Here is an 11,222-nt window from a genome sequence, read left to right on the forward strand (position 1 = left end):
TTATAAATAAAAACTATTCAGTTAATGCGTTTAATATTATACTGTTTTACCGTTGCAGCATTGTCTTTGCGGATTCCAGCCCAAAATGATTTACAGTAGATATATATATTATACCAGGATCATTAGGAGGCCAGGAAATTTCTGCCTGTAAGGGAAGTGTTTCTAGTGGATAAGCATCGTCACCATTTGTATCAAAGGTTTGATAACTCCCCGCAGCAGGGAAACGTGTTACCAACTTATCATCTTTATAAATATTAAAATGGCTTATTCCAGACTCAATATCTGCATCCGCTTTCCACTCCACCAATACAGACATATTGTATCTTTTTCCTACACTTACATCATACGGCGCAGCAGGGGGCGATTTATCCTTAACAGTACCGTTAATAACATACTCTCTCCATCTAATAGCAACTGCAGAATCAGGTAACCAGGAGGCCGCATATTTATTACCCGGATACTTAGCAGCCGGATAAATATTGTAAGTAGCCGTATCTCCCAACCATGCTTTCGAAGTATCAATCCCTTTCATTTTACTAAAACCAGATCCTGATTTCTCCGGAAAGCGTTGCTTCATTGCTGCTTCAAAAAAGGGAATAGCCATATATCTGACATAACTATAATTATGGGTCTGTCCGGCCGTATAAGCAATACTTACGTAGCCCCCTGCAGATCGTAATTTCCCGAACTCATTAATGGAAGTATACCAGCAGCAGGCATCTCCTACAGGGCCGGCATGGCGCATCATAACAGGCACTTTAAGTGCTTCAGATGGATAGTTGCCAGGCGCAAAAGCAGGTGAATATCCAAACAAAGCCAATATTCGTTGCGGGAATTGCCTGAGCATAGACAATGCCCAATAACCGCCTCCGGAATGGCCCCATATTAACCAGGGAACATTTGCAAGTTCAGGATGTCCTGATAAGCCGCCAATCTCTTTCAACGTTTTTAATAAAGCGTCTGCAGAGCCATATTCGGGATCCTTCCAATCATGACAATTATTTTTTGATGAATAAATATCCGGGGCAATAACTGCCAATTTCCACTTTTTTGCAAAAGCCTGGTATTGCAAATCATATGCAGTCGCCTCACCCCTGCCCTCCATTACACATCCATGCTGATGTATAAAAACACCACTCAGCTCTTTTACGCTATCTGGTATAAAAATCGTGTACGTAGCTGAATCAAACCTATATCCAGTATTGGTTTGGGTAATCTTATATATACAGCCATTGGCATTGCCATCTACAAGATGCGCCTGGGCTCGGGTCAGATTCTGTGCCCCTGATGATATAGTTAATAATAATCCCAACTGCATTAAATTATATATTTTAAAAAGCATTTTGCAATTTTTTATACGCCAGTTAATTTTTCAGTAAATACGCTTGTTAATGTGCACCACTCTTTTTTACAAAAGCAATCAAGTCCGCTGTTATGGAACCGTCAACCATGCCTGACATCATATAAGACATGCGATTGAATACCATTTTATTTACATGATCATATCGAATCAATCGTCCTTACTTTATTAAGCGTTAGATTACCATTCAGTAATACTGTTTTGCCGGAATTATTTTTTTTGTAGTTTCTTATACCTGCTATTAAATACACCTGTCAATAACCATCAATTATTTATTACTTTTATTTGCATCACACAAGCTATTTGACAAGTTTCAGCAGCAGCAATCATGTGTTTATTTAATACAGCAAATTACCAAAACGAATGCGAAAACCTATCCTGTATTAACCTGCATATTCTGGTGTTGCAGACAGGCTTTTCATCACTGCTTAAATTCCTCCTGATTAATAATGCTGTTCAATAAATTATTTTAATGATAGCAAATGTTTAAAACCGTAACCGTAAAATAAATACTTCCGGAAGATGTAATAAGCACATTCTTAATAAACAATTAAATAAACCAGCTATCCTCGTAAAATAAAACAAGCAATCATTCCTATTTCGCCAAATGATCCGTGCAACATGTCAGTACCTCTGAAATGCCCCCCATCTATTAGAAGTTGTTTTGGATAGGCATATAAGCTTTTTAAAAGTGATAACAGATACTTTCCCATTCATTTTCCTTATCGCATTATTAATGAGCAACGGAAGCACAAAAAAGTTCAGGATATTCGTTTGTCTTCCTGCATTCAGCACCAGCCGTCAATCAAAAGATAATGAAGATAACGGCAATAGAAATCAGGACCGGCTTTTTTGATTGAGTAATAAAATATTTTTGTGACATTGAAAAAGATTGAATCGTTATAATGTAAATTTAGATAGTTATAATTAACTTCCTGTCCTGTCTTGACCCGCATAAAGAACACATATACCGGAACCTGCCTAAAATTAATATGAGCCCGAATTTTCTTTGGAGTTATGAATCGGGCAGCTATGCCGGGCACTCCATGGAAGAACAGTAAGAACTATTCGATCCGTAAAAAAGAAACGGAAATTGCTACCGAACTCCAGCTTTAATTGACATTTTATCAACTTTCATAGCCACATCAAAATTACCAGGCAACTCCCAGCCAATATACATGTTGGCAATACTTAGTTTTTCAAAAGTCGTATTCTTCATGAAGCCTCTGGAAACAGCCAACTTATACGCATCCTTTAACATTCCAAATACATCATGTCGCATATATTGAGGCACGTTTAGGCGAACAACACTATTTAAGAAGTCCTGGCCTCTTGGGTTAATAACAAATTTATCTGTCCTGTCTTCTTTGCCACTATCTTGTTGAGCAAAAAATGGCGAATAATCATGTCTGTAATCGTAAATTGGCAGTCCAAACCAAAAGTATTCTCCATAGGTTGGAGATTGGGGGTCTATATCATTTAATGTAATATACCAAATGAATAACGCCGTATGCAGCTCCGGGTTAAAATTTATATTATTGTTCTTTTCTTTCGTTAATGTGAATTCAAGATAATAGTCTAAAAAATTAATATCAGCAATTTTAACTTTTACCGGGAAAGGCATCACTTCTAAAATAAAATGAATCCAGGGTTCTCCAACTTCTCTGTCTTTTGTATAATCTTTTGAACCGTCAACATCTAAAACAAATCCACCTGTTTTATTGTCAATTTTAAGTGTTTTGCTACCATCAAAATAAATATCCGTATTACCTTCTTTAGTATGTACACTGTTGATTAAGTTTTTTGTACATCCCCATTGTCCAATACGCCAATCTGTTTTATCCGCCATTTCACCATATTGTAAACGACCAATGTCATGATTTTTTTTATCACGCGAATCATACCCTGTCAATCTAAATCCTTTATTAAAATTGGGGATTAATTCAATGTCATATTTTTCTATTTTTTTAGTGTCACACCTCACCATTACAATTATTAGTAAAATTGCCGAAAGTGTTATACATATTTCTCTAATCATTTTTTTCATGATATTTCTTTCTTATTTTAAACGGTTTAAATAAATCGTTGCAGAAGCTTTAAATTTTACTGGAACAGCCAACCAAAAGAATATAAACGGCTCACCCCTTAGATCATATCAATTATAGTATTTTGTAGCAACCTTTGAGTTATGCACCATGCTTTTTTAATATATGAAATGCGGTCATGCTGTAGTGATACAATAAATGAGAAATTAAGTGGAATAAATACTTTCAGTGAAAAACTGTATAAACAGGTAAACTATTTTACGGGTCCTTAAATCAGGTCATGTACAGCGCCCCGATTAGCACGTTTCTTTTTCATGAAGCAAAAGCCAGGCCCCATGTAATAAAGTATTGGCTTGTGTTCGGATATTTATCTTTGCTAACCGTGATCGGTCGCCACAATAGCTGCATCAACCGAGCTCTTTTCTTCCAGAATATTCACCTGAGCAAATGTTCCCTTTCGCCAATTGTACCTAAGGGATTTTATTTCTAACGGCCTAAAAAATCCCGTCCAGCTATGGTTTGATATTTTAACAGCTGCACTACTTTTCACACCAAGAGTTTCAACCAGCCTTATGATAATATCATCGCCACTTTCGCTTTTCTTAACAGAAGAGGCAATAACGTTTGGCGCGTCGACATTAATAAAAGAGGCAGATTTAGGTAACGTTCCCGGATGTATACCCTGATACATACAGATAGGCCTGGTCATAAACTCTTCCGCCCGTCTTGGGATACCTGCCTTTTGCCATTTCCCCATATGAGGAATCAAAAGCATTCTGAAATTTTGTATACCCTGATCCATAAATACATATCCCTTTTCAGGCTCAATTTTTTTGGGATCGTGATGAGCATAAACAGCCGAACGGGCAATAGAAACGCGTAGGTCAGACCCATCTATACTATAACCATACTTCCCATCGTTAATAATTGTTAGCCCGTAAGTCTCTCCTTTACTAGTGCCACTTATATCTACCCACCGCTGACCGGGGTTTTCCTTACCGTCTGTCGCCCTTGTAATAAATCCATATGGAACTTCGTAAGTCGAAACAACCTCACTAAGGTCATTCGGAAAAGAAAACTTCAACATCTTAAATTGTTCATGCCAGTCGAGTGATACGTTAGCTTCAATTTCATCACTATTTGCATACAACACCCAATCTATTGTTAGCGTAGATTTACCATAAGTAGATATTACTCTGATTGTAGCTTTCAACGGCCCCGCATCCAGAATATGGATGTCTGCATTTCCAAAAGCCCCAATCACGTTGGTATAAGCCTGCGTGCCATGGCTCCAGGTGTCGCTTGGATCATCAATAACAACAGCGGCGCATCCCGTTGCACCCCCTGTAAAAATGTCTTTATTGATCCTTTTGTCAAAAATGCCTATTTTGCCCGCATTTGACACCGATAGCGTGTAATATTCATTTTCGATTATGTTACCTGCTGCTTTAACACTAACTTTTGGCAAATGAGTCTGACCTTCTTTAATACGGATCTGCCGGTATCCCATAGCGGGTAAATCTATTTGAAATACAATTCCTCTTGTGTCAAGCGTTTGCGCTTCTCCCAGTATATACTGACTGCATAACAAGTTTCCTTCATCATCTGTAACACGGACATTATCCGCTATTTGCCTGAAACCCACCCCATATACTGCGAAAGATTTTACCGGCCAGGCATGTGGATTAAAAACGATCAGATACTTCGATTCGGGATCGGATGCTGCTATCTGCCACTCCAGCTTTTGCAGTGCTTCATAGGTAGCCTGGTCGGCAACGCTTTTTGCATATCCATAGCCATTGGCAGCATCCTGCGAATGTGAAACCAGCGATGTTCCCGGTAAACTATCGTGAAACTGTAAAAACAAAACTTTCTTCCATGCTTCAGTTATCTGCTCCTTGGGGTAATGAGCTCCCCAAAAAAGCGAACCTGTTGCAGCAATTTTTTCTGCAATTATAAGTGCAGCTTCTGAAACCCTGTTCCCTTTTTTAATGGCGCTTTCGGTGGTGTAACAACCTACTGCGTGATGCTGCAAATCATCCTTGATAGTTGGAAGTGTGAGATTTTTATCCTTAAGAACACCTTCAAAGTAACTGTCCACCGTAGCATAAGCCAGCTGCGGCGCTCCTTTTTCCCTTTTAATTTCTTCAATTAACCGGATATTTTCTTTGGTAGGGCCACCACCATGATCTCCTACACCGTAAAAGGACATAAATGATTTCATAGGCTGCTTCTCCGATAAGCCGAGGCACGAATGTAACCGGGCTCTTACAGATACCGGAGGATTCGTAGCATAATCATCTTGAATGCGATAAGCAATAACTTGAGTTTCGTCAGCGCCCTTCCACCAAAACAGATCCGCAGGAAGTTGCTTTTCCCAAGACATGGGACGCATAAAAACATATTTCTCCATGCCCTGCAACTTTACGATCTGCGGAATAGTTGCTGCATGGCCAAAAGCATCAGGATTAAACGCTACTTTTGCCCGAACACCTAATAGTTTTTGAAGAGTCAATTGGCCATACAATCCCTGTCGCGCCATCGATTCGCCATGAGGCATGTTCATATCCGGTTCTATCCACCATCCTCCAACTACGTCCCATCTGCCTTCCTTTATCCGTTCAATTACTTCTTTTAACATAGCAGGGTCATTATCGGCAACCCATTGATAAAAAAGTGCGGAACTACAGGTAAAAACCATACCCGGAGATTCTTTCATCCGATCAAGCGCAGACCTGAAAGTGCTTAGTACCACAGCCATTCCTTCCGGCCATCGCCAAAGCCAAACCGGATCGATATGGCCGTGGCCTATCATTTTGAAACTTACCCCTCCAGCATGTGGTGGCCACTGAGAAACTCTTTCCTGGGAAGAGCTGATAACAGGGCTAATAACCAAAGATGTAGTAGTGAGTAACGTAGATTTAACAAATTTTCTTCTTGATATTGGATTATCGCTTCCCATGAGTCTATTATGTTTATTAAATTATTAATTATATAATTCAGGTAAATCAATTTTAGTTTGATCAAACATTTTTTCGCTGCCGCTATCATTCGGATGGTGATACACCTGTTTGCAAAAGCTTTCGCTATAATCTTCCCAGTACATGGTTGCTTTATCCACTTGCTTACCATCATAATGTAAAGAAGTAGGCAAATCAAATTTGCAACCATTAATCCTCATATCTCTGCGAACATTTTCTATTAAATTATTTTCGGGTATCTGAGTTGCACTTTCGTTACAAGGAATATTATTTAAAATAGGGATGGCATTATGGCTTCTAATATAGGTAATCAGTTCTTTTAGTTTTGCTTCCGTGTTTCCGCCATTAGTGCCGATAGTTACCATTACATACCTGGTCTTTATATATGGCAATTCGTTTTTGATATAATTCAAAACCATATCAATTTGAGCGCCACCCCGCCCACTGGACATTGCATTACCTTTTAATGCTTTTATTATTTTTTGAGTCCATGCCAAAGAAAAATTGCGTGTTGGGAAATACGCTTCCGGTTGTGTTATTGAGTCGCCGTACATCAGCAGTTTTACATTGTTCTTTAAAGAAAAAACGCTGACTTTTTCAACCACCATCGAGCGGCCTTGCTTTAAGCCAAAACAATAAAAGTCCCATTGCATTCCCACTTTAAATCCCTCTTGCAGCGAACCCTTTCCCACGCCGCCCTGCCCGTCGTTAATAACTGAGATTTCAGCAAATTCACCAGATTTAACATCAGAAATACGTACTCTTGCTTCCTGATAAATATGATATATTTCTATCCAATATTCCTTTCCCTGCTCCAAAAAATTCACCGTTGTATTTTGTTCCGGATGCGTAATAACAGATATTTTTTTATCCGGCATATTTACTTCGGCAACAAAATCATTTTCACTGCTGCGAAAAACAGCAACAGCATCGTTCGATAATATAACCTTATATTGAACAACCCGTTCGGCTAAAGCATAAAATTTATTCAGCCTGACTAAAGGCCCGGGCTTTGTTATCTTAAGGCCATCAATATCGATACTGCCCGCATCATTTAAGAGCAATTCCGGAACATTTTGATTACCCCTCAATTCCTGCTCATACAATACGGCACGGGTTGCTGTTAATTGCTCCTGCTTATTTCCGCGCACGTCAAAATTATTCTTTGCCGAAACCATACTTACACTTGCATAAGTATCGGCTGCTATTACTTTGCTAAAAGAACTGCAAAGCATATACAAGAGTATCCAAATCCTACCCAATGAAATCATATAATATTTTTTAATGGCAATCATCCAACATAGGCAATTTCGTTATGACCAATCATTTATCAGGAAGTAAATCTAAACTTCTATTCCTAAACTGTTGACCTGATTTGTCCTGCTACAGAATATATATAGTAGCAAAAAAGTAAAATGCAAACACTGAAAAGCTTTTGCACCCAGCGTTTAAAGCATTTTTATTATACAGGAAAGAAGAAAAAATCCGCTGATTTGTTTCGGAAGATACAGGTTACCTATGGTGTGCCCGATGCTATACGCGACGTGATTATTATTTATTTTTGGCATTCTGAGCAGTAGGCATAAATATTGCTTAGATAGAGTAAAAAACCAAGGTTATGAACGTGAAACGCGTTTTTGGAACGGTACTTACCATTTTAGGTATCATTGGGTTAATATATACCGGATATGAGTTAATTAATAAAAGTACCAGTTACACATCACTTATTGTTATAGGTGTTATTGGATTAATCTTTTTTTTCTCTGGTATAGGCTTAGTTAAAAATACAAAAGACGAAGCCTGAAAACGATATTAATAATTAATAATAGCCCGGAGCAGATTCTTCTTTCCTGGTCATTATCTGTTAATTAGCTTATTGCTGATCAAAGCTATCACATACGGTACCATACCATTTGCTCCCGTTTATTAAACCTCAACACATCCAGCAGGCATTTAAGCAAGACAGCCGGATTATCCGCGTCCGAAGCCCCAACTGTTTGGGCATTAGTTGTTGTGCCGTAAAAGGCACAAATGAATGAGCTAATACTTCCAAAAAAGATAGATTTTTTCATACAATTATATTGAGTTTTAGCTAAAATACACAGGGACTGTAGCTACAAACGGGGGACCCATCTTGAAAGCCATAATATTTCCGTTAACAGGAATCTTGCTTACGCTTTGATATCAAAATCCAGCAGATACACTATAAGCCGCACCAGGCATACATTTACAGGCATAAAAAACCACCTGAAAAAGGTGGTTTTGTGCCCAGAACAGGAATAATACTACGTTACATAATTGATTGATAATTATATTTTTATAATATTTTTATGGGTAATATGGAACAATAGCGGAACAAAGTTTGCGAAAGGTGCAATTTTTTAACCTAAACCATCTGTAATAAAAGATTCCCGTCTATACCTAATTTCTGATTAACCGATTTTAAGAAATTAAGCGTAGGTTTTCTTTTATCGTGCATTATTTCTGAAAGCTGTGTATTGGATGTTTCCGGCAGCTTTGCGAGGTCTTTTTGTTTTAGCTGGTATCATACATTTTTAACTGCAGCAACCCGGAAATAGTATCAGGGCATAGGGATAGTAATGTTTTGAGCTTCATATTGCTTTACTATCTCTGTATATTCTTCCAGCAGCCGGCTTTCTTTAGCCGTAAGCATGTCAAAGCCTCCTTTATTGGTAGCTTTTGCCAAAAGCTGCTCCATTTCTGCCTCTGCCTTTATAAAATCGCTTTTGCTGATTGTCTTTTCCATGTTAAATAGTTTTACAGTAAAGCATGAAGATAATTCGCTGTGTCTGTAAGATTTGCTTTTCTCAATCTGTCTAAAATTTCGTATTCATCTAAAGGCGGGTTTTTCCTGTTTAATGCTAATTCCCTGTATGCTTTAACTGCTGTTTTATGGTTCAGGTCGATAATATCAGTAAGAAAATCATCTGCGGATTTTACGTCAATACCAAAAGACTGTAAATAATCCTGCGGAAAGTCTTTTAAATTATTTGTTACGATCACATTTGCGTTGCATTTAATTGATGCGCCAGGACATGGCAGTCTTTTGGGTCAGGTAATTTTAGTCCATCTATTAAGCCGTTGTATTTTGTTACAAGCGCGTCAGGAAAAGCCTGGTTTGCTTTATTCACGCGCTTGGCAGCTTCTTCCGGATCAACACCTTTACGAATCATTATATCCTTCCATTCATCACAAACGTGTTCGCTCCATTTGGGCGTATAAAGATCATAATAAGCGAACCAAAACAAAAGATCTCGGATTTCTATTGGATAGATAACATTTGTATCTAATACAGCAATAAACCTTACACTATGGAATCATACAGGCCGGTTGCTTCGTCAAAAGACATTATGTCTGTAATATGCTTTTTTTGTGCTGCCTTACTTTCTTTACGATATTGCAATACATCTTCAAACCTGATCCGCCTGTGTTTTCCTACCTTAGTAAAATTGATTGCACCGTTTTCTAAAAGCTTTACCAGGTGAGGGCGTGAACAACCTAATATTTCTGCCGCCTGTTGTGTGTGATTAAATATTTCATTTCAATTAGTTTGCTGGTATCAAAGAAAGCAAAAGTAGACAAACTGCAGTTACGGTTTTCCGTAAAACAAAAACCCCGGCCAAAGACCGGGGGTGTCAAACAAAATAGTTCTATTGAACTACTAAGCAAATTCAAGGGCCGACAACTCGCGTCCAAGCGCCTTTATACCGGATAATATTTTTTCGGTCTGTCTTTCTGATGGTTGTTTTGATCCTGATTTATATTGAGCCAACAAACTCCTATCCATAGGTATTCTTTGGGCCAAAGCACTTGCATTGATTTCCTTATAATAGTCGAAGAATTGAGGCAGGTCAATTTTAACCACAATAGAACCCGGATCAATAGCCGGTTTGCCTAAATGCTCCAACCAGGTATTCGTTGCGTCGCTCATATTTTTCTTTAACTCATCCATCGTTCTGCCGGTTGTTGCTATAGGGTATTTATCATCCTTAGCATAAGCGGAATATCCGGTTTTTGTTTTCTCTACTATAAATACTATCTTTTTCATGTCTAAGTGTTGTAATTATTTACTACAATAATTAGTTTTAAAAAAAGCAAGGGATTATTTCACCCCTGCTGCCTTTAGAATCTTGTTTGCAAGTCCGGTACCAACTTCGCTGGCGCCGTGGTCAGGAACCACAAATTCGGCGTTTGTAATTGGGCTAAACCAAACCTGATGACTTCCTTTTCCCTGCCTTACTAAGTAGCAACCATGCCTCTTTAGTAACCTAAGCAATTCATTCGACTTCATTTTTAAAGAACTATTTGCTTGACAATGCGAAGGTAACATATTTGTTACTTACTTCAAAATATTTTTATACTTCCTACCTTTGTACGGGACGCGGTTCTGCCAAGTCCACCGGAGACGGGAATGCAAAGCCGGACGCATGAGCAGGATGTTAAGCCGAGTTTTCACGTAGCCACATTTTTTGATGTGGCTATTTTTTTTGGGCGGCTCTGGCCGGGGGAACCAAGTTTTGTAAAAAGCCACATAACACCGGTTCCGGAGGTTCGATTCCATCCGAGCCCACAAAAAGTAAAATATTCTAGTGGTGCTACTTCACGGTGATGAGAAACTTAGATCGTCGTGACGTAACGACGATACATTTTCTGATACATACTTGTAATCCTTAATTGTTTGATGTTCTAACCCCGTTATTTCTTCGAATTCGTCATAAACAGGCACAAATAATTGCGAATCAAGTTCTTTAAAATGACAAGTAGAAAAAGCTTCAACTTTGAAGAGATAAAGCAACCTGTGGCAGCGTAACAGTA

The 11,222-nt window shown here is 38.5% G+C and carries 14 protein-coding genes; 2 read left to right on the forward strand and 12 right to left on the reverse strand.

Annotation, left to right across the window (positions count from 1 at the left end; genetic code table 11):
- Positions 1-46: 46 nt before the first annotated feature.
- From ACYVBM_RS16580 to ACYVBM_RS16595, 4 genes are all read right to left on the reverse strand, one after another.
- Positions 47-1,342, reverse strand: coding sequence for an alpha/beta fold hydrolase (locus ACYVBM_RS16580; protein ID WP_460686808.1), 1,296 nt, complete (start codon positions 1,340-1,342; stop codon positions 47-49).
- A 1,114-nt stretch (positions 1,343-2,456) separates the two neighbouring features.
- Positions 2,457-3,407, reverse strand: coding sequence for a hypothetical protein (locus ACYVBM_RS16585; RefSeq protein ID WP_460686809.1), 951 nt, complete (start codon positions 3,405-3,407; stop codon positions 2,457-2,459).
- Between the two features lie 374 nt (positions 3,408-3,781).
- Positions 3,782-6,367, reverse strand: a complete 2,586-nt coding sequence (locus tag ACYVBM_RS16590; RefSeq protein ID WP_460686810.1) for an alpha-mannosidase — start codon at positions 6,365-6,367, stop codon at positions 3,782-3,784.
- A 24-nt stretch (positions 6,368-6,391) separates the two neighbouring features.
- A complete protein-coding gene (locus tag ACYVBM_RS16595) occupies positions 6,392-7,657 on the reverse strand; it encodes an SGNH/GDSL hydrolase family protein (RefSeq protein ID WP_460686811.1) in 1,266 nt (421 codons plus the stop codon).
- 144 nt (positions 7,658-7,801) lie between these two features.
- Between ACYVBM_RS16595 and ACYVBM_RS16600 the strand changes: the two genes are divergently transcribed.
- Both ACYVBM_RS16600 and ACYVBM_RS16605 read left to right on the forward strand, forming a co-directional pair.
- Positions 7,802-7,966 (forward strand): hypothetical protein, encoded by a 165-nt coding sequence (locus ACYVBM_RS16600; RefSeq protein ID WP_460686812.1) that lies wholly within the window; start codon positions 7,802-7,804, stop codon positions 7,964-7,966.
- A 38-nt stretch (positions 7,967-8,004) separates the two neighbouring features.
- Complete coding sequence (locus tag ACYVBM_RS16605) at positions 8,005-8,190, forward strand: hypothetical protein (protein ID WP_460686813.1); 186 nt, start codon at positions 8,005-8,007, stop codon at positions 8,188-8,190.
- 88 nt (positions 8,191-8,278) lie between these two features.
- Here ACYVBM_RS16605 and ACYVBM_RS16610 read toward each other — a convergent pair whose 3' ends face one another.
- From ACYVBM_RS16610 to ACYVBM_RS16645, 8 genes are all read right to left on the reverse strand, one after another.
- The gene (locus ACYVBM_RS16610; RefSeq protein ID WP_460686814.1) at positions 8,279-8,458 is read right to left on the reverse strand and encodes a hypothetical protein; all 180 of its coding nucleotides are present in this window, start codon (positions 8,456-8,458) and stop codon (positions 8,279-8,281) included.
- 509 nt (positions 8,459-8,967) lie between these two features.
- Positions 8,968-9,153: a hypothetical protein gene (locus ACYVBM_RS16615; protein WP_460686815.1), complete on the reverse strand. Its 186-nt coding sequence runs from the start codon at positions 9,151-9,153 to the stop codon at positions 8,968-8,970.
- 11 nt (positions 9,154-9,164) lie between these two features.
- Positions 9,165-9,410, reverse strand: a complete 246-nt coding sequence (locus ACYVBM_RS16620; protein ID WP_460686816.1) for a hypothetical protein — start codon at positions 9,408-9,410, stop codon at positions 9,165-9,167.
- The gene (locus tag ACYVBM_RS16625) at positions 9,407-9,655 is read right to left on the reverse strand and encodes a hypothetical protein (RefSeq protein ID WP_460686817.1); all 249 of its coding nucleotides are present in this window, start codon (positions 9,653-9,655) and stop codon (positions 9,407-9,409) included. The genes ACYVBM_RS16620 and ACYVBM_RS16625 overlap by 4 nt, the downstream gene beginning before the upstream one ends.
- 56 nt (positions 9,656-9,711) lie before the next feature.
- Complete coding sequence (locus ACYVBM_RS16630; protein ID WP_460686822.1) at positions 9,712-9,942, reverse strand: helix-turn-helix domain-containing protein; 231 nt, start codon at positions 9,940-9,942, stop codon at positions 9,712-9,714.
- Positions 9,943-10,068: 126 nt separating this feature from the next.
- Positions 10,069-10,455, reverse strand: a complete 387-nt coding sequence (locus tag ACYVBM_RS16635; RefSeq protein WP_460686818.1) for a hypothetical protein — start codon at positions 10,453-10,455, stop codon at positions 10,069-10,071.
- Positions 10,456-10,509: 54 nt separating this feature from the next.
- Positions 10,510-10,737 (reverse strand): type II toxin-antitoxin system HicA family toxin, encoded by a 228-nt coding sequence (locus tag ACYVBM_RS16640; RefSeq protein WP_460686819.1) that lies wholly within the window; start codon positions 10,735-10,737, stop codon positions 10,510-10,512.
- 270 nt (positions 10,738-11,007) lie between these two features.
- Positions 11,008-11,222 (reverse strand): hypothetical protein (locus ACYVBM_RS16645; RefSeq protein ID WP_460686820.1); only part of this gene is annotated, 215 nt, incomplete at its 5' end.

The organism is Niabella aquatica, from assembly GCF_054779315.1.

Excerpts from the sequence above, each read along its gene's own strand:
- ACYVBM_RS16580 (WP_460686808.1), bottom strand. The coding sequence starts at position 1,342 with ATGCTTTTTAAAATATATAATTTAATGCAGTTGGGATTATTATTAACT.
- ACYVBM_RS16585 (WP_460686809.1), bottom strand. The coding sequence starts at position 3,407 with ATGAAAAAAATGATTAGAGAAATATGTATAACACTTTCGGCAATTTTA.
- ACYVBM_RS16590 (WP_460686810.1), bottom strand. The coding sequence starts at position 6,367 with ATGGGAAGCGATAATCCAATATCAAGAAGAAAATTTGTTAAATCTACG.
- ACYVBM_RS16595 (WP_460686811.1), bottom strand. The coding sequence starts at position 7,657 with ATGATTTCATTGGGTAGGATTTGGATACTCTTGTATATGCTTTGCAGT.
- ACYVBM_RS16600 (WP_460686812.1), top strand. The coding sequence starts at position 7,802 with ATGCAAACACTGAAAAGCTTTTGCACCCAGCGTTTAAAGCATTTTTAT.
- ACYVBM_RS16605 (WP_460686813.1), top strand. The coding sequence starts at position 8,005 with ATGAACGTGAAACGCGTTTTTGGAACGGTACTTACCATTTTAGGTATC.
- ACYVBM_RS16610 (WP_460686814.1), bottom strand. The coding sequence starts at position 8,458 with ATGAAAAAATCTATCTTTTTTGGAAGTATTAGCTCATTCATTTGTGCC.
- ACYVBM_RS16615 (WP_460686815.1), bottom strand. The coding sequence starts at position 9,153 with ATGGAAAAGACAATCAGCAAAAGCGATTTTATAAAGGCAGAGGCAGAA.
- ACYVBM_RS16635 (WP_460686818.1), bottom strand. The coding sequence starts at position 10,455 with ATGAAAAAGATAGTATTTATAGTAGAGAAAACAAAAACCGGATATTCC.
- ACYVBM_RS16640 (WP_460686819.1), bottom strand. The coding sequence starts at position 10,737 with ATGTTACCTTCGCATTGTCAAGCAAATAGTTCTTTAAAAATGAAGTCG.